This window comes from Nonomuraea sp. NPDC049269, from assembly GCF_043197155.1.
In the GTDB taxonomy this organism is placed as follows: Bacteria; Actinomycetota; Actinomycetes; order Streptosporangiales; family Streptosporangiaceae; genus Nonomuraea.
Map to the genome: position 1 here is coordinate 1 of NZ_JBICSO010000008.1, position 21522 is coordinate 21522.

Annotated in this window: 24 protein-coding genes and 2 rRNA genes; 16 read left to right on the forward strand and 10 right to left on the reverse strand. The window is 68.8% G+C overall.

Annotation, left to right across the window (positions count from 1 at the left end):
* From ACGFNP_RS39335 to ACGFNP_RS39355, 5 genes are all read left to right on the forward strand, one after another.
* Positions 1-196 (forward strand): 23S ribosomal RNA (locus tag ACGFNP_RS39335); the annotation flags it as partial.
* Positions 197-277: 81 nt separating this feature from the next.
* Positions 278-394 (forward strand): 5S ribosomal RNA (gene rrf, locus ACGFNP_RS39340).
* Positions 395-477: 83 nt separating this feature from the next.
* Complete coding sequence (locus tag ACGFNP_RS39345; protein ID WP_358336633.1) at positions 478-879, forward strand: Imm7 family immunity protein; 402 nt, start codon at positions 478-480, stop codon at positions 877-879.
* A 71-nt stretch (positions 880-950) separates the two neighbouring features.
* The gene (locus ACGFNP_RS39350; protein ID WP_393327546.1) at positions 951-1322 is read left to right on the forward strand and encodes a hypothetical protein; all 372 of its coding nucleotides are present in this window, start codon (positions 951-953) and stop codon (positions 1320-1322) included.
* Between the two features lie 362 nt (positions 1323-1684).
* Positions 1685-2677 (forward strand): serine hydrolase, encoded by a 993-nt coding sequence (locus ACGFNP_RS39355; RefSeq protein ID WP_393327549.1) that lies wholly within the window; start codon positions 1685-1687, stop codon positions 2675-2677.
* Between the two features lie 9 nt (positions 2678-2686).
* On the opposite strand, the gene ACGFNP_RS39360 is transcribed toward ACGFNP_RS39355, so the two are convergent.
* The 5 genes from ACGFNP_RS39360 to pstS are packed head-to-tail and all read right to left on the reverse strand — an operon-like array spanning position 2687 to position 7174.
* Positions 2687-3409: a response regulator transcription factor gene (locus tag ACGFNP_RS39360; RefSeq protein WP_358336642.1), complete on the reverse strand. Its 723-nt coding sequence runs from the start codon at positions 3407-3409 to the stop codon at positions 2687-2689.
* A complete protein-coding gene (gene pstB, locus ACGFNP_RS39365) occupies positions 3409-4185 on the reverse strand; it encodes a phosphate ABC transporter ATP-binding protein PstB (RefSeq protein WP_358336645.1) in 777 nt (258 codons plus the stop codon). The genes ACGFNP_RS39360 and pstB overlap by 1 nt, the downstream gene beginning before the upstream one ends.
* Positions 4186-4199: 14 nt before the next feature.
* Entirely contained in the window at positions 4200-5075 is an 876-nt protein-coding gene (gene pstA / locus ACGFNP_RS39370; RefSeq protein ID WP_393327553.1) for a phosphate ABC transporter permease PstA, read from the reverse strand.
* Positions 5072-6052 (reverse strand): phosphate ABC transporter permease subunit PstC, encoded by a 981-nt coding sequence (pstC, locus tag ACGFNP_RS39375; RefSeq protein WP_358336651.1) that lies wholly within the window; start codon positions 6050-6052, stop codon positions 5072-5074. Before pstC ends, pstA begins: the two co-directional genes overlap by 4 nt.
* 6 nt (positions 6053-6058) lie before the next feature.
* Positions 6059-7174: a phosphate ABC transporter substrate-binding protein PstS gene (gene pstS / locus ACGFNP_RS39380; RefSeq protein ID WP_358336654.1), complete on the reverse strand. Its 1116-nt coding sequence runs from the start codon at positions 7172-7174 to the stop codon at positions 6059-6061.
* A 120-nt stretch (positions 7175-7294) separates the two neighbouring features.
* On the opposite strand from pstS, the gene ACGFNP_RS39385 reads away from it, so the two are divergent.
* On the forward strand, positions 7295-7768 hold the full coding sequence (locus ACGFNP_RS39385) for a low molecular weight protein-tyrosine-phosphatase (RefSeq protein ID WP_358336657.1): 474 nt from the start codon (positions 7295-7297) through the stop codon (positions 7766-7768).
* On the forward strand, positions 7755-8540 hold the full coding sequence (locus ACGFNP_RS39390; RefSeq protein WP_393327557.1) for a fructosamine kinase family protein: 786 nt from the start codon (positions 7755-7757) through the stop codon (positions 8538-8540). The genes ACGFNP_RS39385 and ACGFNP_RS39390 overlap by 14 nt, the downstream gene beginning before the upstream one ends.
* Positions 8541-8556: 16 nt before the next feature.
* Here ACGFNP_RS39390 and hisN read toward each other — a convergent pair whose 3' ends face one another.
* The 3 genes from hisN to aroA all read right to left on the reverse strand — a co-directional run bounded on the left by hisN (position 8557) and on the right by aroA (position 12154).
* On the reverse strand, positions 8557-9342 hold the full coding sequence (gene hisN / locus ACGFNP_RS39395; protein WP_393327560.1) for a histidinol-phosphatase: 786 nt from the start codon (positions 9340-9342) through the stop codon (positions 8557-8559).
* Between the two features lie 249 nt (positions 9343-9591).
* Positions 9592-10626 carry a ribosome small subunit-dependent GTPase A gene (rsgA, locus tag ACGFNP_RS39400; protein WP_393328706.1) on the reverse strand — a complete coding sequence of 345 codons (1035 nt, stop codon included), beginning with the start codon at positions 10624-10626 and terminating at the stop codon, positions 9592-9594.
* 226 nt (positions 10627-10852) lie between these two features.
* Positions 10853-12154, reverse strand: a complete 1302-nt coding sequence (aroA, locus tag ACGFNP_RS39405) for a 3-phosphoshikimate 1-carboxyvinyltransferase (protein WP_393327563.1) — start codon at positions 12152-12154, stop codon at positions 10853-10855.
* 43 nt (positions 12155-12197) lie between these two features.
* On the opposite strand from aroA, the gene ACGFNP_RS39410 reads away from it, so the two are divergent.
* Together ACGFNP_RS39410 and ACGFNP_RS39415 are read left to right on the forward strand one after the other, a co-directional pair.
* Positions 12198-12983, forward strand: a complete 786-nt coding sequence (locus ACGFNP_RS39410; protein ID WP_393327566.1) for an SOS response-associated peptidase — start codon at positions 12198-12200, stop codon at positions 12981-12983.
* A gap of 153 nt (positions 12984-13136) precedes the next feature.
* Positions 13137-13469, forward strand: a complete 333-nt coding sequence (locus tag ACGFNP_RS39415) for a TraR/DksA family transcriptional regulator (protein ID WP_393327569.1) — start codon at positions 13137-13139, stop codon at positions 13467-13469.
* A gap of 11 nt (positions 13470-13480) precedes the next feature.
* On the opposite strand, the gene ACGFNP_RS39420 is transcribed toward ACGFNP_RS39415, so the two are convergent.
* Positions 13481-14257, reverse strand: coding sequence for a methyltransferase domain-containing protein (locus tag ACGFNP_RS39420; RefSeq protein WP_358336669.1), 777 nt, complete (start codon positions 14255-14257; stop codon positions 13481-13483).
* A gap of 234 nt (positions 14258-14491) precedes the next feature.
* Between ACGFNP_RS39420 and ACGFNP_RS39425 the strand changes: the two genes are divergently transcribed.
* The 7 genes from ACGFNP_RS39425 (at position 14492) to ACGFNP_RS39455 (ending at position 21049) form a co-directional block, all read left to right on the forward strand.
* A complete protein-coding gene (locus ACGFNP_RS39425) occupies positions 14492-15097 on the forward strand; it encodes a sigma-70 family RNA polymerase sigma factor (RefSeq protein WP_214640210.1) in 606 nt (201 codons plus the stop codon).
* Positions 15094-15360, forward strand: coding sequence for a mycothiol system anti-sigma-R factor (gene rsrA, locus ACGFNP_RS39430; RefSeq protein ID WP_214640169.1), 267 nt, complete (start codon positions 15094-15096; stop codon positions 15358-15360). The genes ACGFNP_RS39425 and rsrA overlap by 4 nt, the downstream gene beginning before the upstream one ends.
* A 9-nt stretch (positions 15361-15369) precedes the next feature.
* Positions 15370-16308 carry an NAD-dependent epimerase/dehydratase family protein gene (locus ACGFNP_RS39435; protein WP_393327573.1) on the forward strand — a complete coding sequence of 313 codons (939 nt, stop codon included), beginning with the start codon at positions 15370-15372 and terminating at the stop codon, positions 16306-16308.
* A gap of 243 nt (positions 16309-16551) precedes the next feature.
* Positions 16552-17907: an HD-GYP domain-containing protein gene (locus ACGFNP_RS39440; protein ID WP_358336675.1), complete on the forward strand. Its 1356-nt coding sequence runs from the start codon at positions 16552-16554 to the stop codon at positions 17905-17907.
* Positions 17904-19166: an HD-GYP domain-containing protein gene (locus tag ACGFNP_RS39445; protein WP_214640166.1), complete on the forward strand. Its 1263-nt coding sequence runs from the start codon at positions 17904-17906 to the stop codon at positions 19164-19166. Before ACGFNP_RS39440 ends, ACGFNP_RS39445 begins: the two co-directional genes overlap by 4 nt.
* A 269-nt stretch (positions 19167-19435) precedes the next feature.
* Positions 19436-20794, forward strand: a complete 1359-nt coding sequence (locus ACGFNP_RS39450) for a biotin carboxylase N-terminal domain-containing protein (RefSeq protein ID WP_358336678.1) — start codon at positions 19436-19438, stop codon at positions 20792-20794.
* Between the two features lie 42 nt (positions 20795-20836).
* On the forward strand, positions 20837-21049 hold the full coding sequence (locus tag ACGFNP_RS39455; protein ID WP_393327577.1) for a biotin/lipoyl-binding carrier protein: 213 nt from the start codon (positions 20837-20839) through the stop codon (positions 21047-21049).
* A gap of 8 nt (positions 21050-21057) precedes the next feature.
* Here ACGFNP_RS39455 and ACGFNP_RS39460 read toward each other — a convergent pair whose 3' ends face one another.
* Positions 21058-21438: a thioesterase family protein gene (locus tag ACGFNP_RS39460; RefSeq protein ID WP_393327580.1), complete on the reverse strand. Its 381-nt coding sequence runs from the start codon at positions 21436-21438 to the stop codon at positions 21058-21060.
* Between the last annotated feature and the right edge of the window lie 84 nt (positions 21439-21522).

Consider the following 21522-nt stretch of genomic DNA (forward strand, 5'->3'; position numbering starts at 1 on the left):
CAGGTGCACGGCTGGTTGGCTACGTTCGGAAGGGATAACCGCTGAAAGCATCTAAGCGGGAAGCTCGCCTTGAGATGAGGTCTCCCACCATGAGAATGGGTAAGGCTCCCGGTAGACGACCGGGTTGATAGGCCGGAGGTGGAAGCACGGTAACGTGTGGAGCTGACCGGTACTAATAGGCCGAGGACTTGACCACAAAGCATCTTGCTCGCGTCCACTAGGCAATTCTGAGACAACAAACAGATGGGTTTTTCGTCTGTTGTTTGTTTCATAGGGTTACGGCGGTTATGGCGGGAAGGAAACACCCGGTTACATTCCGAACCCGGAAGTTAAGCTTCCCAGCGCCGATGGTACTGCACTCGGGAGGGTGTGGGAGAGTAGGTCACCGCCGGACAATCTTTGTTCGGGAAGGGCTCCATGCTTATGCGTGGGGCCCTTTCTGCGTTTCAGGACCTCTGGACGAGAGGGACGGCGACGATGGAGTACCACGGGTGGGTGACCATCCGCGAGACGGCCGGCGTCGAGGACGACTACGACAGCCTGCTGGAACGGCAAGTGGAGGAGATCCGCGCTTACCTGGCCCAGATCCCCGACTACGGCCTGATCGATCTGCGCTGGCTGAACGGCATCCCATCCCTGCACGTCGCCGGCCATCCCAACCACGACAGCGGCTGGGCCGACACCCTCCTCGACCTGTTCCAGCGGATCGGCCGGCTCGCGCCCGGCTCCTACGGACTGCTGCACCTCTGGGACGACGAAGGCACCCACCCGAACGAGTTCCGCGTCTACCGGCTTGTACGCGGCCAACTGAGCGAGCACACCGATTCACTGCTCTCCCCGGCGATCCCGACCCTCGAAGACCCCGATCCGGATTCCTGACCCCCAGCCAGTCACAGCGGCTTGGTCACGCTGACTCGAAGGGCTGCTATCCGTCCGTCAACAGCGGTTCGATGCGTTACGGGATCTGCGCCGACACCGAGATCGTGGCGCCCGTACGTTGGATCGTCGAGGAGGCCAGGATGCGCGCGATGATCTCCTGCGAATGGTTCGGTGCCCTTGCCGACGACTTGGCGCAGGAGGTCGTGCTGGCCGCCCGGATCCTGCACCGCTCACCGCGTGCTGCAGCGGTGGACGGCAACCTGGACGGTGAACTTCCGCACGCTCCGGCAGCTGGCAGCAGGCCGGTCCAGGGCGGTGGACGGCGCCTGGACGGCTTGCTTCCACATGTCCCGCAGCCAGCAGTGAGCCGGGCCAGGGCTGCCACGGCCTCCATCAGGCGACCTTGGGCGATCCGCAGCCAGGCGAAGGCCGGGATCACGTAGCCAGCGCGATTCGGTGAGATCGTCGGCCCGAAGTCCTCGATCACGCCGCGGGCGGTCAGTTTCTCCGCTCGTGCCTGTACTGTCCCCTGGCTACGCCCAGCAGAAGGGGCGAGCTCGGTCAGGCCGATCCGTGCGTGTGCGTGCATCGTGAGCAGCGGTCTGGCGTCCAGGTCGGCCACGAGAGTCCCTCCGGCGGAAGCCGTTTGAGGGGCGTGCGCCGAGGCTGAGCCCACCTCTGGCTGGGGCACTCTCTATGTCGCCCTGGGTGTGGCTACTGGGACACCTGTGACGACGGCGCGATCGCCGAACTGGTCACCACTGGCCACTAGCGTCATATCACCATCATTCGTGATAATTCACGGATGGTCGCGGGGCGAGGCGTCGGGGGATACTCCCGCGTGGTTCTGGCGGGTCTCCTCCTGGTGCCTTTGGCGCTCTGGCCGCTTCCCGAGCGAGAGCCGGCCCCGCGCCCCGTCGCGCTCCACCAGCGAGCTGCGATCCTGCCCCAGCAGCAGGCTTTGGTCGAAGTTCCGGCGCTGGCGAAGCCTCCGAAGAAGTCCAAGGTCGAAGTCCAGGCATCGAGGGAGCCTCCGAAGAAGTCGAAGCCGGACCCGCCGATCGAGGCCAAGAAGATCACCAAGCGGCTCGATCGCTACCTGGCCGGTCGTCCGGGTCCCGTTACGGCCATGGTCAAAGATCTCACCACCGGCCGCCTCTACCGCTATCACCGCAACGAACGCCTGATCACCGCGAGCACCGCCAAAGTGCAGATCCTCATGGCGCTCCTCCTCAAGACCCCCTGGCACAAGCTCTCGAAGGCCACCAAGCGCGACGCCGACCTCATGATCCGCTACAGCGACAACCACGCCGCCGACCGGCTCTGGCTGCGCATCGGCGGGGCCGCCGGGTTCACGAAGGCGGGTAGGAAGTACGGCCTCCGGCACACTCAGGGCGTTCCGGGTAACTGCGTCGATCTCTACTGCTGGGGCATCACCAGGACCTCGGCCGAGGATCAGGTACGCCTGATGAAGGCGCTCGTGTCGGCCAAGAGCCCGCTCCGGGCCAAAGACCGTGCGCAGGTGCTCAGGCTGATGGGCAAGGTGATCGACGGCCAGGACTGGGGAGTGGGCGCCGCCAGGTGCAAGGGTGACCGGGTAGCGCTGAAGAACGGCTGGCTGAAGCACGTGTCCAACAAGCGCTGGGCCATCATCAGTGTCGGCCTCATCCGCGGCCACGGCCACGACTACGCGGTGGCCGTACTGACCGAGAACAACGCCGACACTGGCCCGGGCATCGCGACTGTCGAGGGCGTGACCGAGCGGATCATGAAGTCGTTCCGCTCGTGCAGTACTTGAACGAACGGATCACGCCGGGCCGGAGGTGCCGGGTGTGACCAGTCGGTAGCCCACGCCGCGTACCGTCTGGATCAGCGTGTCCTCGTCGTCGCCCAGCCGGGCGCGCAGTCGTTTGACGTGCACCGCGATCGTGTTCGTCGAGGTGCTGGACCCCGTGTGCCACACGTGCCGCATGATCTGCTCGCGTGTGACCGTACGGTTCGCGTTGTTCATCAGGTACTGCAGCAGCTCGAACTCGCGCAGCGGCAGGTGCACGATCCGCCCGTCCACCCGTACCTGGTAGGCCTGCGCGTCGAGTTCGACGCCGCCCACGACCAGCACTTTGTGCCCGTCCGGAGAGGCCGCGTGGATGAACGGCAATAACTCCGGCACCCGGTACGGCCTGGCCACGCAGGCCACGGCGCCGGCGGCGAGTGCCTGTACGGCTTGCTCGGCGTGCCCCTCGCCGACGCCGAGCAAGACGGGCACGGTCCGCGAGAGCCGCACCGCGCGGACGAAGTCGACGGCGCCGATGACCGGCAGCGTGGCGGACACGAGGACCACGTCAGGCTGCAGCGCCCCGGCCTGGATCAGGCCCTGGGCCCCGTCGGGGACGCCGGTGACCGACACGCCCTCGCGTTCGAGGGCGGTGGCCACGTCCTCCACGACTCCGTCGTCGGGATCGGCGATGAGCAGGATGGGCTTCGTCCTGGTGTCCCCGTTCACAGTGGATGCCGCCTGCTGGTGGATCATCAGCCGAAGCGCCCGGTGATGTAGTCCTCGGTCGCCTTCTCGGTGGGATTGGTGAACATGCGGGAGGTCTCGTCCATCTCGACAACCTTGCCGGGCTTACCTTGCGCGGTGAGATTGAAGAAGGCGGTCCGGTCGCTGACCCGGGCGGCCTGCTGCATGTTGTGGGTGACGATCACGATGGTGTAGTCGTCCTTGAGCTTGGCCATCAGGTCCTCGATGGCCAGCGTGGAGATCGGGTCGAGCGCGGAGCAGGGCTCGTCCATCAGCAGCACCTGCGGCTGGACCGCGATGGCCCTGGCTATGCAGAGCCGCTGCTGCTGGCCGCCCGACAGGCCAGCGCCGGGCTTGTTGAGGCGGTCCTTGACCTCGTTCCAGAGGTTGGCGCCCTTCAGCGACGTCTCGACGACGCCGTCCATCTCCGACTTGGCCACGCGGCCGTTGAGGCGGAGCCCGGCGGCCACGTTCTCGTAGATCGACATCGTGGGGAACGGGTTGGGGCGCTGGAAGACCATGCCGATCATCCGGCGCACGGAGACCGGCTCGACGGTGGAGGCGTACAGGTCCTCGCCGTCGAGCAGGACCTTGCCCTCCACGCGTGCGCCGGGGATGACCTCGTGCATGCGGTTGAGGGTGCGCAGGAACGTCGACTTGCCGCACCCCGAGGGGCCGATGAACGCCGTGATCGAACGCGGCTCGATGGTCATCGAGACGTCCTCGATAGCCTTGTGCCCGCCGTAGTAGGCGTCGAGGCCGGAGACCTGGATCTGCTTGGACATAGTGGCTTTACCCCTTATCGGCCTTTGGCGGGTGAGCGCCACCGGGCGATCAGGCGCGCCACCAGGTTGAGCAGCATGACGATCAGGATGAGCGTGAGGGCTCCGGTCCAGGCCCGATCCACGGCGGTGACGTTGGGACGGCCCGCCTGGTCGAAGACGAAGAGGGGGAGCCCCATCTGCGGCCCACTGAACGGGTCGTTGTTGATGGAGTCGGTGAAGAACACGGTGAGCAGCAACGGCGCGGTCTCGCCGGCGACTCTGGCCACGGCCAGCATGACGCCGGTGATGATGCCGGTCAGCGCGGTCGGCAGGACGACCTTCATGATCGTGCGCCACTTGGCCACGCCCAGCGCGTACGAGGCCTCGCGCAGGTCGTTCGGGACCAGGCGGAGCATCTCCTCGGCCGATCTGACCACGGTCGGCATCATCAGGATCGACAGTGACAATGCCCCGGCGAACCCGGAGAACGGCTGGCCCAGGAACAGGACCCAGAACGCCAGGATGAACAGGCCCGCGACGACAGAGGGGACGCCGGTCATGACGTCCACGAAGAAGCTGATGGCCCGGCTCAACCGGCCGCTGTTGCCGTACTCGACCAGGTAGATCGCGGTCAGCAGACCGATGGGGACGGAGATGAGAGAGGCGATCAGGACCTGTTCCAGCGTGCCGATGATCGCGTGGTAAGCGCCGCCGCCCACGTCGCGGGCGCCGATGTTGCGCATCGAGTGGGTGAGGAAGTCCAGGTCGAAGCGCGCCAGGCCGTTCTTGACCACCAGCCAGAGCACGGACACGAGCGGTACCACGGCAAGCGCGAACGCCAGGTAGACCAGCCCCTGGACCACACGGTCCTTGATGCGGCGGCTGGTCGAGATGTGTTGGATCGTGGTCATGCGCCGGCCCTCGCGTACTCCTTGCGGCGGTTGATGATCATGCGGGCGGCTATGTTGACGAGCAGGGTGATGACGAACAGCACCAGTCCGGACGCGATCAGCGCGCCCCTGCCGATCGGGGTGGCCTCACCGAAGCCGTTGGCGATGTTCGCCGCGATGCTGTTGGCGTGCGGGGTGAGGATCTCGAAGGTGATGTCGAAGGTGGCGGGGAAGATCAGCGCGACCGCGATGGTCTCGCCCATCGCCCGGCCGAGGCCGAGCATCGCGGCGCTGATGACGCCGGGGCGACCGAACGGCAGCACGGCCATCCTGATCATCTCCCAGCGGGTGGCGCCGAGCGCGAGCGCCGCCTCCTCGTTCATCTTCGGAGCCTGGAGGAACACCTCGCGGGAGATGGCCGCGATGATCGGCAGGATCATGATCGCCAGGACGATGGACCCGGCGATCATGGTCTTGCCGCCGATCGCGCCCTCGCCGGCGAACAGCGGGAACCAGCCCAGGTTCTCGTTCAACCATTGCGACGGCGTCTTGAGCAGCGGCACCAGGAAGGCCACGCCCCACAGGCCGTACACCACGCTGGGTACGGCGGCGAGCAGGTCGATCAGGTAGCCGAGCGGCCCGGCCAGACGGCGGGGCGCGTAGTGGGAGATGAAGAGCGCCACGCCGACCGCGATGGGAGTCGCGATGACGAGCGCGAGGGCCGAGCTGAGCACGGTGCCGAAGGCCAGAGCGGCGATGCCGAAGACCTGGCTGCCGTTCGGGTCCCAGGTCAGCTCGGAGAAGAAGTGACCCTTGTTCGCCTGCAGGGCGGGGATCGCCTCGCTGATGAGAAAGACGGCGATGGCCGCCATGATCCCCAGCAAGATGATGCCCGCGCCGGTGGCGGCGTATCGGAAGGGCCCTTCACCATGGCTGCGCCGCGAGGCGGGCCGGCCAGTGGCCGGTCCGCCATCACGGGTACGAACGTTGGTCGTCATCGGCAGTTAGGAGATCGCCTCGACGGCGGTGCGGACCTTGGTGAGCAGATCGCCCGAGAGCGGGGCGTAGCCCAGGTCCTTCAGCGCGGCCTGGCCCTCGTCGCTGGCGGTGTAGGTGAGGAAGGCCTTGACCAGCTTCGACTGGTCGGCGGGCAGGCCCTTCTCGCACGTGATCTCGTACGTCACCAGGACGATCGGGTAGGCGCCCGCGGTCTTGGTGGCGTAGTCGATGCCGAGCTTGAGGTCGTTGCCGGTGCCCTTGACCTCGGCGGTCTCGATCGTCTTGGCCGCGCTGTCGCTGTTCAGTTCGACGAACTCGCCCGCGCCGTTGGCGACCTTGGCCTTCTGGAGCTGGGAGTTGTCGGCGAACGACATCTCGACGTAGCTGATCGAGCCCTCGGCGCCCTTCACCGAGGAGGCGATGCCGTCGGAGCCCTTCGCGCCCTGGCCCTTGGCCTCGGCGGGCCACGCCTTGGCCGGCTCGTACGGCCATTCGGCCGTCGCCTTGAGGAACTTGGTGAAGTTGTCGCTGGTGCCGGACTCGTCAGCCCGGTGGAACGCCTGGATCGGCGTCGAAGGCAGCTTGGCCTGCGGGTTGTCGGCCTTGATGGCCGCGTCGTCCCACTTGGTGATCTTGCTGCTGAAGATGCCGCCGAGCGTCTTGGGCGAGAGCTGCAGACCGTCCACGCCGGGCAGGTTGTAGACGACCGCGATCGGGCCGGTCACCATCGGGATGTTGATGGCCTTGCCGGTCTTGCACCGGGCGTCGGCCTGGGCGGGCTCGCCCTTGTCGTCCTTGAGAGCCGAGTCGGAACCCGCGAAGGCGACCGTGCCCTGGATGAACGCCTGGACACCGGCGCCGGAACCGCTGGGCTGGTAGTTCAGGCTTGCCCCGGGGTTCTTGCTCTGGAAGTCCTTCTTCCACTGGTCGATCGCGTTGGCCTGGGCCGAGGATCCGGCGGCGTTGATCGTGCCGCTCAGACCATTGTCGTTACCCGCAGCGCTGCTGGCACCGGCGGACGCTGTGGCGTCACCACCGGCACTGTTGTTGTCTGTGCCGCACGCAGCGAGCGAGAGCGCGCCGACTACGGCGACGGCGGCGAGCCGGCCTGCATACTTCACGGTTGGGTTCCTCCCACTTGGTCCTTAGTCGCCACGAAGGTATGCAGCCAAAGTGACTCAATCCCCCTACCAAGGGTGAACGGACGGTGAACGGGCCTGGTCACCCTCATGATGGGAGCTATGACCTATCGCGTATGCCTGGTGTGCATGGGGAACATCTGCCGCTCGCCGATGGCCGAGACGGTGCTCAGACGGACCCTGGCCGAGCACGGACTCGGTGAACGAGTGGCCGTCGACAGCGCGGGCACCGGCGGCTGGCACGTCGGGGATCCCATGGACGAACGGGCTCTGCGGACGCTGGCCGAGCACGGTTACGACGGCTCCGCCCACCGGGCCAGACAGTTCACCTCCGGCTGGTTCGACCGCTACGACCTGGTGCTGGCCATGGACCGGGACAACCTGTCGTTCCTGCGGCGGATCGCGCCCGACGGTGTGGAGGTGCGGCTGTTCCGCTCGTTCGACCCCGCCGCGCGGGCCGGGGCCGAGGTGCCCGATCCCTACTACGGCGGGCCCGAGGGCTTCGAAGAGGTGCTGCGCCTGGTCGAGGCCGCTTCCGAAGGCGTCGCGAAGCACATCGCCGATGAGATCGACTGAGGACCTCGGGGCGTCCCACGGCTGGCGGCTGCAGCGGGGCGTGCTCGACGACGGGCGGGTGGTGTTCGCGAAGACCGGAACCGTTTCTCCGGTGTTCACTTCCGAGGCGGAAGGCCTGCGCTGGCTGGGCGAGGTCATCGCGGTGCCGGAGGTGATCGAGGTCTCGCGGGATCGGCTCGTACTGTCGTGGGTGGACACCTCGTCGCCGACCGCGGCGGCGGCCGAGCGGCTCGGGCGCGACCTCGCTCGGCTGCACCGCGCCGGCGCGCCCGCTTTCGGCGCCCCCTGGCCGGGCTTCATCGCCGATCTGCCGATGGACAACTCGCCTGCCGACGACTGGCCGGCCTTCTACGCGGCCCGCCGAGTGCTCCCCTTCGTACGGCAGGCGCGGCTGCCCGCGCGGGACGTGGCTCTCATCGAGCGGGCAGTGGCGCGGTTCGGCGAGGTGGCGGGGCCGCCGGAGCCGCCGGCGCGCATTCACGGCGATCTGTGGAACGGGAACGTGCTCTGGTCGGATGGTCGCGGAGTGCTCATCGACCCGGCCGCGCACGGCGGGCATCGGGAGACGGACCTGGCGATGCTGGCGTTGTTCGGGGCGCCCTATCTGGATCGGATCCTGGGGGCCTATCAGGAGGAGACGCCGCTCGCGGACGGGTGGCGGGGCCGGGTGCCGCTGCACCAACTGCACCCGCTGCTCGTCCATGTGGTGCTCTTCGGGGGGACATATCGCGACAGCTTGCTGGACGCCGTCGCCCGGGTATTGGCTCTGTAAGCCGTTCAGACGCTCTCTACGAGGCGTTCAGGCGTCTGAGGACCTCGTCATGCAGGATGCCGTTGGTGCAGACCAGGCTGCCACCCTCAAGGCCGGGCACGCCCGCGAGGTCCGTCCACTTGCCGCCCGCCTCCTCGACGATCACGGTGAGCGCAGCCATGTCCCACGGCGACAACTCCGGCTCGGCCGACACCTCCACCGAACCCTCCGCGACCATCATGTGCGACCAGAAATCGCCATAGGCCCTGGTGCGCCAGCAGGCCCGCCCCAGGTCGAGGAAGTTGTCGAGCCGGCCCATCTTCTCCCAGCCGCCGAAGCTGGAGTAGGAGAACGACGCGTCCTCCAGATCGGCCACCGACGAGACGCGCATCCGGGTCGCCTTGGTCAGGCTCTTGCCGGTCCAGGCGCCGCCCTCGGTGGCCGCCCACCAGCGCTTGCCCAGGGCCGGGGCGGACACCAGGCCCACCTTGACCTGGCCGTACTCCATCAGCGCGATCAGCGTCGCCCATACGGGGACGCCGCGTACGTAGTTCTTGGTGCCGTCGATCGGGTCGATGATCCACGACCTGGCACCCCAGCCCGTCTTGCCGAACTCCTCGCCCACGACCGCGTCCCGCGGCCGGGCTCGCCGGAGGGTGCCGCGAATGGCCTCCTCGACGGCACGGTCGGCATCGCTGACCGGCGTGAGGTCCGGCTTGGTGTCGACCTTGAGATCGACCGCCTTGAACCTCCGCATGGTCAGATCGTCGGCGTGGTCCGCCATGACGTGCGCCAGACGTAGATCATCGTTATAACCCTGCACGAAGAGCCACGCTACCGTGACTTACCTCCCGAACATCAGTCAAGCGGGCTCGCATTTCTGGTAAGTCCTGTCCAGTGCTGGATGGCTGTTTTTTCTGATAAGTCCTGCCGGCCGCAGGGTTGACCACGGAGATGGTCAAGAGGACGCACGTCACGGTGCCCAGCCCCGCATCACCGGAGGAGCGTGCCCCTGGACAGGGCCCAGCCACGTACGGCGGGTGGGGCCCACCGGGCCGGCCGTAACAGAAAATTAAAGGTCTGGCGGAGACTCGCGGCTGGAGAGCAGGCGGCGGAGGGATTCCAGGCGGGCGGGCTCGGCGTGGCCGGCCGCCACCCACGCGTCCAGCGCGCAGTCGGCGTCCAGGTGTGTGCACCCCTTCGGGCAGGTGACCGTGCCTTCGATGAGGTCGGGGAAGGAGGCCAGGACCGTCTCGACCGACACGTGGGCCAGGCCGAAGCTGCGTACGCCGGGCGTGTCGATGATCCAGCCGCCCTCCGGGAGTTCGAGGGCCACGGCTGAGGTCGAGGTGTGGCGGCCGCGGCCGGTGACGGCGTTGACCTGGGAGACCGCGCGGTTGGCGGCCGGCACGAGGGCGTTGACCAGAGTTGACTTGCCGACGCCCGAGTGGCCGACCATGACGCTGAGGCGGCCGGTGAGGTGGTCGCGGAGTTCGTCCAGCGAGCCGCCCTTGTGCACGACGACGTGCGACACCCCGAGCGGTTCGTACATCGCCACCAGGTCGTCGGGCGGCCCGAGGTCCGACTTGGTGAGGCAGAGGAGCGTGTCGATCTCGGCGTCGAAGGCGGCCACCAGGATCCGGTCGATCATGCGCGGCCGGGGTGGCGGGTCGGCGAGCGCGGTCACGATGACCAGCTGGTCGGCGTTGGCCACCACGGGGCGTTCGATGCCGTCGGTGTCCTCGACGTCGTCGGCCGAACGGCGCAGCATCGACGTCCGCGGCTCGACGCGTACGACCCTGGCCAGGGCGTCGGGGCGGCCCGAGACGTCGCCCACCAGGGCCACTCGGTCGCCGACGACGATGCCCTTGCGGCCGAGCTCGCGCGCCTTCATCGCGGTGACCATGCGGCGCTCGGGCTGCTTGCGCTTCTGGGCCGATCCCTTGGCGCGCTCCGGCTCGACCAGCGCGGTGTAGCGGCCCCGGTCCACGGCGACCACGAACCCCTCTACGGCGTCCTCATGCGCAGGCCGAATACGGGTCCGCGGCCGTGAGCCCTTGCTCGGCCTGATCCGTACGTCGTCCTCGTCGTACTCCCGCTTTCTCAGCGGTCTACCCCCATGCGATCGTTGCTGCTGTGCGCGGCCCACCCACCGTGGCGGTCGGTGGCGCCGTCCTGTCCGTACGCTGCCCCACCGCGCGGGCCGCCAAGCGGATCGCGCCTGCCCGCCGCTCCACCGCGTCGGCCTACGGGGCGGTTGTGCCCGCACAACCGCCCCACCATGCCGACCGCCGGGCCACCTGCTTGTGCACCCGGCAGGATCGCGGGGGTGGTCATTGCTCGCCCAGCATGTTCGTCCACATCTGGACGAACTCCGGGAGCGTCTTGGCCGTCGTCGCGATGTTCTCCACCTCGACGTCCGGGACCGCCAGCCCGATGACGGCCCCGGCCGTGGCCATGCGGTGGTCGTCGTAGCTGTGGAAGACGCCGCCGTGCAGGGGGCGGGGGCGGATGATCAGGCCGTCGTCGGTCTCCTCCGCGTCGCCGCCCAGCCGGGTGATCTCGGTGACCAGGGCGGCCAGGCGATCGGTCTCGTGGCCGCGCAGGTGCGCGACGCCCCGGATCCGGGACGGCGAGCTCGCCAGCACGGCCAGCGCGGCGATCGTCGGCGTCAGCTCGCCCACCTCGCGCAGGTCGGCGTCGATGCCCTCGATCCGGCCGGTGCCCGTCACGGTCAGGGAACCGGCGGCACCGGTCGCCTCGTGCGGCGCGGGGGTCAGCCGGACCGTGGCGCCCATCGAGGTGAGCAGGTCGCGGAGGGCGTCGCCCGGTTGCGTGGTCTCGTACGGCCAGCCGGGGATGGTGACCGTGCCGCCCGTGACCAGAGCCGCGCCCAGGAACGGCGCCGCGTTGGACAGGTCGGGCTCGACGGCCAGGTCCCTGGCCGCGATCGGTCCCGGCTCGACCCGCCAGATGTCGCGCTCTCCGTCGTCGACCGTGACCCCGGCCGCCCTGAGCATCTGGATCGTCATCTCGATGTGCGGCTGCGACGGCACGGGCGGGCCGACGTGGCGGATCGTGACGCCCTTCTCGAAGCGCGCCGCCGTGAGCAGCAGCCCCGAGACGAACTGCGACGACCCCGACGCGTCGAGCGTGACCTCGCCGCCCGCGAGGGGACCGTGGACGGTGAACGGCAGGGCGTCGTTGTCCACGCGGGCGCCCAGGGCGCGCAGGGCGTCGAGGATGGGACCCATGGGACGCTTGCGGGCGTGCGGGTCGCCGTCGAAGGAGACCGGGCCGTCGGCCAGGGCGGCCATCGGCGGCACGAAGCGCATGACGGTGCCCGCCAGGCCCGCGTCGATGCTCGCGCCGCCACGGATCGGGCCGGGGGTCACCTGCCAGTCGACGGCGGCCGTGGTCTCGTTCGCCGGCGTCAGGGTGGCGCCCAGCGCGCGCAGCGCCGCCACCATCAGGTCGGCGTCGCGGCTGCGGAGTGCCTGGCGCACCACGCCGGGACCGTCGGCCAGAGCGGCGAGGAGCAGCGCGCGGTTGGTCACGGACTTGGAGCCGGGCAGGCGGATCGACGCGACCACGGGTGCGGTCGCGGTGGGTGCGGGCCAGTGCGGTGCGGGCATGGGTCAAAGCCTACTGGCGGTGGTGAACTTTACGGAGAAGGGCGTGCATGCGGTCGTAGGCCGTACGTGGCAGTGTGGGGACATGTGCGGGAGATACGCGTCGGCGCGCAAGAAGCACGAGCTGCTGGAGGAGTTCCAGGTCGAGCTCGACGGTGACCCCGACAAGGAGCTCGGGCCCGACTACAACGTCGCGCCCACCAAGAACGTCTACGCCGTCCTCAGCCGGGTGCCCAAGGAGGCCGAGCGGGCCGTGCGGCAGCTGCGGATCGTCAAGTGGGGGCTGGTGCCGGCCTGGGCGAAGGACCCGTCGGTCGGGTCGCGGATGATCAACGCCAGGGTCGAGACGGTGGCCGAGAAGCCGTCCTTCCGCCAGGCGTTCGCCAAGCGCAGGTGCCTGCTGCCCGCCGACGGCTACTTCGAGTGGATGCCGGTCGAGGGCGACAAGAAGAAGAAACAGCCGTACTTCATCCACCCGGAGGACGGTGGTGTCCTGGCGATGGCGGGTCTGTACGAGTTCTGGAAGGACAAGTCGCGCGACGACGACGATCCGCTCAAGTGGCTGGTGACCTGCACGGTCATCACCACCGACGCTGAGGACGAGCTGGGCCGCATCCACGACCGGATGCCGATGATGATCGAGCGGGAGCGCTGGGCGGAGTGGCTCGACCCCAAGCTCACCGACCCCGAGCAGGCCTCGGGGCTGCTGGTGCCCGCCGACACCGGGCAGCTGACGGCGGTGGCCGTTTCCACTGATGTCAACAATGTCCGGAACAACGGTTCAGATCTCATCAAACCCCTACCACCAGGGGAGGAAACCGCTCTCCGCTAAAGGTGTAAGAGTCACGCTAAGTGGGCATCTGGTGAGGAAAGCGATGCATCCGTTTACCCGGAGTCACCGCCACACATGCCCTCTTCGCGCCGGGTTGGACTTCCGGGGAGTCCCGCTGCGGCTTGCCCCCCTGTCACCCGGAGGTGCGGATTCGTGGACGACACGACCGCTCGTGAGCGGCTGGAGAAGATTCTCGCGGACCTGGACCGATCGATCGGGGTGCTGCAGGGCGACCCCGTCGGGATCCGCGAGTATTCCGCGGCCGACGCGGGGTCCGACCTGACCGACGCCGACCGCGCCCAGGCCATGCTGACCGTGGCCACGACGCAGCGCAGGGCGGTGATCGACGCGCTCAAACGCCTGGACGAAGGCACGTACGGGAGGTGCGTCGACTGCGAGAAGCCGGTGCCCGAGGGCCGGCTGGAGGCCCGCCCGGAGGCCGCGCGGTGCGTGGAGTGCCAGGGCAAGCGGGAGCGCCGCCGATAGCTGCCCCCGGGTCACACCTTGCGGACGCTGGCCACGAGGTGGATGCCGACCGTGTCGTCGTCGTCGGGGTGCGCGTCGAGCTCGGTGCGCACCAGCCAGGCCAGTGCCCTGGCGTCGGAGCCCAGTACGTGGTCGACGGTGGAGGGCGACAGCACGGTCCGCGGTCGTACCCACTCCACCTCCAGCCCGGCGCCGGTCAGCAGCTCGCGTAGCTGCCCACTGCTGAAGCAGCGGGTGATGCTGCCGTCGGGCCACGGCACCAGCATGACCTCGCCCGTCTGCCGTAGGTGCTGCCACTGCTCCTGCTCGGCCAGGATCGCCATGCCCAGCACCAGGGAGTCGACGCAGACCAGCGCCCGGCCGCCGGGCCGCAGCACCCGGGCCACGTCGTCCATCGCCGATTCGGCCATGAGCTCGATCGACATGGCGCGTTCCTCGGCGACCACCGCGTCCACGCTCTCGTCGGGCAGGAACGTCAGGTCGTCGGCGCGTACGTGGCGCACGCGCCCGGCGTCGCGCAGCCGCGCCTGCGGGTCGGTCGTCAGCGGAGCGGCCAGGGAAGAGGCCAGTGAGGCGGTGCGGCGGAAGTCGACCAGCTCGATCACCCGATGCCCGGCTCTGGCGGCCTGGCCGGACCAGCGCCCCCGGCCGCCGGACAGGTCGAGTACGACGGAGGGTTGGTCGGGGAGCCACCGGGTCAGCTGCTCGGCGACAACGGCGCGGTAGAAGGTCCAGTACGGCCCGAGCGTCCCTGAGCCGTTCAGTTCCTCGGCCGGAATGGGCAGCACACGCGACTCCTGGGTTCCGGGAAAATGGCTACCAGCCGGTACGTATCGTTATCCCCGCACCGGGTTGTTCGTCACCTTCTATCTTGCGGGAACAGACGCGGGCGCGGGCGTGTTGCGACGTGCATGCTCACATTGCTCGAACCCCTCCCCAGTGACGGACCAGTCCGTGACGAGCGGGTATTCTCCCCTGAATACGGTGTACCGCCACAGTCGGCCACCGGTGATCTTAGGGGGGTGGGTCCGGTGCCCGCGACAGGCGCGGAGACTCTGGAACAGCGAAGTGAGCGGTTCGAGCGCGAAGCGATGCCTTACCTCGAGCAGCTCTACTCCGCGGCGCTCCGGATGACCCGGAACCCCGCGGACGCGGAGGACCTGCTACAGGAGACCTTCGCGAAGGCGTTCGCGTCGTTCCACCAGTTCCAGGAAGGTACGAACCTCAAGGCGTGGCTCTACCGGATCCTGACGAACACCTTCATCAACAGCTATCGCAAGAAGCAGCGCGAGCCCAAGCAGTCGGGCACCGAGGAGATCGAGGACTGGCAGCTCGCCCGCGCTGAGTCGCACACGTCGAGCGGCCTGAAGTCGGCCGAGGTCGAGGCGCTCGAACACCTCCCCGACGGTGATATCAAGCAGGCCCTCGCGGTGCTGCCCGAGGAGTTCAGGATCGCGGTCTACCTGGCCGACGTCGAGGGCTTCCCGTATAAAGAGATCGCCGACATCATGGGGACCCCGATCGGCACCGTGATGTCCAGGCTGCACCGCGGTCGCAGGCAGCTCCGTGGACTTCTCGAAGACTATGCTCGCGAGCGTGGCCTGGTCCCGGCGGAGGGATCGAAATGAGCTGTGGCAACCCGCACGACACTGACTGTCGCGAAGTGCTGGACAAGGTCTACTCCTACCTCGACGGGGAGCTGACCGAGGGCGACGTGGTGGAGATCCGCGTGCACCTCGAGGAGTGCAGCCCCTGTCTGAAGGAATATGACCTCGACAAGGCGATCAAGGCGCTCGTGGCCAAGCACTGCGGCTGTGACCCGGTCCCCGGCGACCTGCGCTCCAAGGTGCTGGCCCGCATCGCGCAGGTGAGGTCGGAGCTGTCCGACTAAGATTCCCCCATGCGCGTGCTTGTCACCGGGGGTGCCGGATTCATCGGGTCGAATCTCGTCGACCGTCTGCTGGCGGAGGGGCACGACGTCGCGGTCGTGGACGACTTCTCGTCCGGCCGCAGGGACAACCTGGCCGAGGCGGCCACACACGACCGCTTCCGCCTGCATGAGCTCGACGTCCGCGATCCGGCCGTGATCGCGCTGGCCGCCGAGCTGCGGCCCGAGGTCATCTGCCATCTCGCCGCGCAGATCAGCGTGCGCGGGAGCGTCGCCGACCCGGTCCAGGACGCCAGTGTGAACGTCCAGGGCACCGCGTCGATCCTGACCGCCGCCCGTGAGGGCAACACCCGCAAGGTGGTGTTCGCCTCCTCCGTCGCGGTCTACGGCCGGCCCGCCACGATCCCGGTGCCCGGCGACGCCGCCACCGACCCGCGCTCGCCGTACGCGGCCTCCAAGCTGAGCGGTGAGACCTATCTCGCCACGTTCCGCGCGCTCTACGGCATCGAATACACCACCCTCGTGCTGTCCAACGTCTACGGCCCGCGCCAGTCGCCGGAAGGCGAGGCCGGAGTGGTGGCCATCTTCACCGACGGCCTGCTCAGCGGCACGCCCACGGTGCTCTACGGCGACGGCACGCAGACCCGCGACTACGTCTATGTCGATGACGTGGTCGACGGCTTCGTCAGGGCCTGCGGGGCCGACGGCAACGGGCGCAGGTTCAACCTCGGCACCGGCATCCAGACCACCGACCGCAAGCTGCACTCGCTGATCGCCGACGCGGCCGACGCGCAGGACAAGCCCGGGTTCGCGCCACCGCGCGTGGGTGACCTGCCGGCCATGGCGGTCGACCCGGTGCCGGCCTGCGAGGGGCTCGGCTGGCAGCCGCGCACCGACCTGGCGACCGGGTTGAAGAGCACCGTCGAATGGGCCGTTAGTCGCCCCAGGTAGTGGATTGATTACGCTTTGCTTGCGATTCTCAACTCCGGCCCTGCGCTGACCGCGCCTTCTGTAGCGTGAGCCACAGGAGTCGACGTAGAGAGTCGGCGTGGAGGCGAGTAGATGCTGAAGGCTATGATCGCCCGGCTGATCGCGGCCGCGGTGCTGATCACTCCCGTGATGACACTGTTGATGAGCGGGGGCGGGGCCCTGCCAACCGGGGTGTCCTGGACCTGAGCACCCTAGGGGGCCGCAATGCGTGATCTGCCGTGGCCTGCGAAGGTCTACCTCATCGCCGTCATCGGCGCGGCGACCGTCCTCATCGGACGTAGCGTGATCACTTCCGGGCGGCTGGTGGCGCCCGGCGATCTGGGCATCCTGCTGGTGCTCGCGCTGCTGTTCCTGGTCTGCGAGTCGATGCCGACGTTGCTGAACGTGGAGCAGTTCGCGGTGTCCGTGAGCTTCTCTGCAGCTCTGGCCGCTGTCGTCCTGATCGGTCCAGAAGGGGCCGCTCTGGTGGGGTTCACGGCGGTCTTCAGCGTGCGTCCTGGCCTGCCGTTGATCAAGCGGCTGTTCAACGGGGCGCAGTTCGCGATCTGCGGCTACGCGGCCGGCTGGGTCTACCAGGGGCTGGGCGGTGTCTCGGGGGTGCCGGGAGTCAACGTCTTCGACGACCTCATCGGCCCCTACGCGGCGGCCACGGGCGTGTTCGTGCCGCTCAACATCATGCTCACGCTGACCATGATCCGGCTGGCGACCCGGGTGCGGGCCATGGAGGTGCCGCTGCGGGGCATGGTCCAGTTCCTGCTGTCCTACCTGGGTTACGGCACGTTCGGGCTGCTGGTGGCGGGGCTCTGGGCGACCGTGCAGTCGATCTCGGCGGTGCTGGTGCTGCTGCCGCTGTTCGTCGCCCGCTGGGCGTTCGGCCAGTATCACGCGCAGCAGCGCTCCTACGACGCCACGATCGCCGCGCTCTGCCAGGCGGTCGAGACGAAGGACTACTACACCCGGGGCCACTGCACCCGCGTCTCGCTCGCCTCCTCGATGATCGCCCAGGAGATCGGCATGGGACTGGAGCGGCTGCGCGCCATCCGCTACGCGGGCATGCTGCACGACGTGGGCAAGCTCGGCGTGCCGACCAAGGTGCTGCAGAAGGAGGGACCGCTGACCGAGGAGGAGTTCGCCGCCATCCAGCTCCATCCGATGCGCGGGCTGGAGATCGTCCGCGGCATCGACTTCCTCGACGAGGCGTACGCCGGGATCATGCACCACCACGAGCGCCACGACGGCAAGGGCTACCCGATGGGACTCGCGGCCGACGAGATCCCGGAGTTCGCCCGGATCATCGCGGTGGCCGACGCGTTCGACTCGATGACGTCCGACCGCTCCTACCGCCATGCCCGCTCGGTCGAGGTGGCCGTCGAAGAGCTGCGCAAGAACGCCGGCCGCCAGTTCGACCCGGTCATGGTGGCGGCCTTCGCCAGGGCGCTCGAACGCGACCCGTGGCAGCCGCCGCGCCGCGTCGAGCCCCCGCCACCCGAGGCGACCGAGAACCCGATCAAGGACCATGACGACCCGACCAGGCCGATCGAAGTGGTGAGCGGGCCTTGACGCGTGCCTTGCAGAGCCTCGACTCCGGGCAGTTGCTGCTCATCTGCGGGGCGGGACTCGTGGCCGTGGCCGGCGTCGCGCACACCTCGGCCGTGGGGCTCGACCGGCCCGAGATCGCGATCGGGTTCGGCGCGCTGATCGCGGTCGGCGAGCTGGCCCGGCTCACCATGCCGGGCAACAGGGAGGTCGCGCCCATCGGCGCCGCCGCCGCGCTCGGCTACACGCTGCTGCTCGACCTCAGCGACAACCCGCTGCGCCACACCGCGCTCCAGGTGGTGGCCGTGATCGCGGTCGGCATGATCGCGGGCGCGCTGCCGCACCTGGCGGTCGGCCGTCCGCCGCGCCTCGACGCCATGGCACGCCGCCTGCTGACCGGGGCGCTGCTCGCCTTCGCCTTCCGGCCGCTCGCCGACCCTCTTTACCAGCTCACCCGGCAGGACCCGCCGACGTGGTGGCCCGCGCTCGGCGTCATGGTCACGCTCATCACGCTCACCCTGCTGATCGACGTGCTGATCGCGGCCCTGCTCAGGGCCGAGCAGGTGCGCACCGCCTTCAGGGTGGCCGTGCGCGACGAGATCAACATGGCCTTCCCGCTCGGCGCGGCCGTGGCCGCCTCCGGGGTGCTGCTCGCGCTGGCCACCCACAGCATGGACCTGGTGGCGCTGCTGGTCTTCGCCGCGCCGCTGCTGGTCACGCAGGTGGCCTTCCGCAAGTACGCCGGGATCCGCGCCACCTACCTGCAGACCGTACGGGCCCTGTCACGGGTCACGGAGGTCGGCGGCTACGTCGAGCCGGGCCACTCGCGCCGGGTGAGCCGGCTGGCCGTGGCGGTCGGCAGGGAGCTGGGCATGGCGGAGCCGGAGCTGCTGGAGCTCGAATACGCCGCGCTCATGCACGACATCGGTCAGCTGTCCCTGAGCGATCCCATTCCGGGTGGCGCGACCGTGCTCGCCGATCCAGCCCAAGCGCGCCGCATCGCCGAGCTGGGGGCCGAGGTGATCAAGCAGACGGGTGTGCTCGACCGGGTGGCCGAGCTGGTACGCCGTCAGTGCGACCAGATCGCCGAGGACCCGCCGCTGTCCAGCCGGATCATCAAGGCGGCCAACGCCTACGACGACCTGGTCGGCGGCTCCGCCGATCGCGATCGTGGGGGCGCGGCACTGGAGCGGCTGCGGCTGGCCGCCGGCACCGCGTACGATCCCGACGCGATCGAGGCGATGACGCGCGTCGTCGATCGGCTCGGCGTCCACAAACTCTGAAAGGCCGCCCAGCTGGTACGGCAAGCCCGGCAAGACCCACCCGCCGACCATGGCCGGGCGCCTCCAGGAATACGCCCGCTGACCCCGCACGTGGCCGGCCGCCGTGACGAGACGGTGAGACCGGTGCCGTGGGCAATCGCCCCTGTAGGTCCTACGCAGCTGGAGCCGGGCCTGGCGCGTTGCGATTGTAGGGTTCCTACAGAAGCGGCTCGCCGGATCCGTTGTTTAGCGGGAAAAGGCGCAGAGCCTCGCGGTCGTAGGGTGGGCGGGTGCTTATCGACACACTGGGTCCTGTCCTGGTCGCCAATCGAGGGGAGATCGCCCGGCGGATCATCCGGACGGTCAAGCGGCTGGGGCTGCGGGCCATCGCCGTCCACTCCGAGGCCGATGCGGATCTCCCGTTCGTGCGCGAGGCCGACGAGGCCGTGTTGATCGGGCCGGCCAACCCCCAGTTGAGCTACCTGGACGCCGGGAAGGTGCTGGAGGCGGCTCGGGCCACCGGCGCGCGGGCGATTCATCCGGGTTATGGGTTTCTCGCGGAGAATGCGGCGTTCGCCAGAGCGGTGATCGACGCCGGGATGGTGTGGATCGGCCCGGCTCCCGAGGCCATCGATCAGATGGGCGACAAGATCAACGCCCGAAATCTGATGGAGGACGCGGGTGTGCCCGTGGCGACCGGCACCCGGGAGCCCGTCACCGATCTGGAGCTGGCGCTGCGGGCGGCGGCCCGGATCGGCTATCCGGTCATGGTCAAGACCGCCGGCGGTGGCGGTGGCATCGGGATGAGCGTCGCCCACGACGACGAGGGGCTGGCGAAGGCGTTCGAGCAGGCAGCCAGGGCGGCGGCGAGGTTCGCCACGGGCGACATTCTCGCCGGGCCCGCCATCCTGCTGGAGCGCTACATCGAGCGGGCCCGCCACGTCGAGGTGCAGATCCTCGGCCGGCCCGACGGCACCGTCGTGGCCCTGGGCGAGCGCGACTGCTCTGTGCAGCGCCGCCACCAGAAGGTCGTCGAGGAGTCGCCGTCGCCCGGCATCACGTCCGAGCTGCGCGAGCGCATGCTGGCCGCGGCCGTACGGGCCGGCGAGGCCGTCGGCTACCTGGGCGCGGGGACCGTGGAGTGCCTGGTCGACGCCGACAAGCAGGATTTCGTGTTCCTGGAGATGAACACCAGGCTCCAGGTGGAGCACCCGGTCACCGAGCTGGTCACCGGGCTGGACCTGGTCGAGCTGCAGCTTCGGGTGGCGGCGGGCGAGAATCCCGAGGTGAAGCCGGAGACCAGCGGCCACGCCATCGAGTTCCGCGTCTACGCCGAGGACCCGAAGAGGTTCTTCCCGGGGCCCGGCAAGATCTCCGCATGGCGAGAGCCGGTCGGCGAGGGCGTCCGGGTGGACTCAGGTTATGAGGAGGGCAACACGGTCACGCCGTTCTACGATCCCCTCATGGCCAAGCTCTGCGTCTTCGGCGCGAGCCGGGCCGAGGCGCTGCGGGCCGGTCGTGAGGCCGTGGCGGGCTTCGTCGTCGAAGGACCCAAGAACAACCTGCCGTTCTGTGCCGAGCTGCTGGACGACGCGGAGTTCGTCAGCGGCGACTATGACACGGGCTTGGTCGGGCGGATGCGCGCCTAGGCGCACATGGCATTGTTAGCTCATTGGAAGAGGGGAGTCGCGGTGGCCGAGGTACGCGCGGAGATGGTGGCGAACGTCTGGAAGGTCGTCGCCTCGGAGGGTCAGACGATCGCCGAGGGCGACACGCTGGTCATCCTCGAGTCGATGAAGATGGAGATCCCGGTCCTGGCCGAGGACGACGGCGTGCTCGTGCAGCTCAAGGTCAGCGAGGGTGACGTGATCCAGGAAGGCGACCTGATCGCCGTCATCGAGTAGCCGCTGGTTCAGCGGATGGCGCGGTCGATGAACTTGGCGCGATCGACCAGCACCCGCTCGATCGTGCCCCGGCCGATGACCGTCCGCTTGTCGCGGGCCTCGAAGTCGAAGACCAGCCGCCTGCCGTCGACCTCGGTGAGCTCGGTGGTGATCTCCACATGCGTGCCCACCGGGCTGGCGGCCAGATGCGCCAGCTCGGCGCGGGTGCCGACGGTCGTCTCGCCGGGAGCGAGATGCGGACGCACCGCCTTGAGCGTCGCCATCTCGGCGATCGCGAGGAGCCGTGGAGTGGCGAGCACCGGGACGTCACCACTGCCGATCTTCTGCGCTGTGTCCGACTCCTCGACCACGATGAGCAGCTGGGCGCGGAGCCCTGGAGCGAGCGTCATGCCGCCAGCCTACTGCGATCATCACAATGGGCCCCTGTCAAGAGCCCAGATCTCCCGGAAACGCGGACAAGTGAGGTCAGAAGG

Bases quoted from the DNA above. Each gene is read 5' to 3' on its own strand.
- ACGFNP_RS39345 (WP_358336633.1), top strand. From the start codon at position 478: ATGGAGTACCACGGGTGGGTGACCATCCGCGAGACGGCCGGCGTCGAG.
- ACGFNP_RS39350 (WP_393327546.1), top strand. From the start codon at position 951: ATGCGTTACGGGATCTGCGCCGACACCGAGATCGTGGCGCCCGTACGT.
- ACGFNP_RS39355 (WP_393327549.1), top strand. From the start codon at position 1,685: ATGGTCGCGGGGCGAGGCGTCGGGGGATACTCCCGCGTGGTTCTGGCG.
- ACGFNP_RS39360 (WP_358336642.1), bottom strand. From the start codon at position 3,409: ATGATCCACCAGCAGGCGGCATCCACTGTGAACGGGGACACCAGGACG.
- pstB (WP_358336645.1), bottom strand. From the start codon at position 4,185: ATGTCCAAGCAGATCCAGGTCTCCGGCCTCGACGCCTACTACGGCGGG.
- pstA (WP_393327553.1), bottom strand. From the start codon at position 5,075: ATGACCACGATCCAACACATCTCGACCAGCCGCCGCATCAAGGACCGT.
- pstC (WP_358336651.1), bottom strand. From the start codon at position 6,052: ATGACGACCAACGTTCGTACCCGTGATGGCGGACCGGCCACTGGCCGG.
- ACGFNP_RS39385 (WP_358336657.1), top strand. From the start codon at position 7,295: ATGACCTATCGCGTATGCCTGGTGTGCATGGGGAACATCTGCCGCTCG.
- ACGFNP_RS39390 (WP_393327557.1), top strand. From the start codon at position 7,755: ATGAGATCGACTGAGGACCTCGGGGCGTCCCACGGCTGGCGGCTGCAG.
- aroA (WP_393327563.1), bottom strand. From the start codon at position 12,154: ATGCCCGCACCGCACTGGCCCGCACCCACCGCGACCGCACCCGTGGTC.
- rsrA (WP_214640169.1), top strand. From the start codon at position 15,094: ATGAGCTGTGGCAACCCGCACGACACTGACTGTCGCGAAGTGCTGGAC.
- ACGFNP_RS39435 (WP_393327573.1), top strand. From the start codon at position 15,370: ATGCGCGTGCTTGTCACCGGGGGTGCCGGATTCATCGGGTCGAATCTC.
- ACGFNP_RS39440 (WP_358336675.1), top strand. From the start codon at position 16,552: ATGCGTGATCTGCCGTGGCCTGCGAAGGTCTACCTCATCGCCGTCATC.
- ACGFNP_RS39460 (WP_393327580.1), bottom strand. From the start codon at position 21,438: ATGACGCTCGCTCCAGGGCTCCGCGCCCAGCTGCTCATCGTGGTCGAG.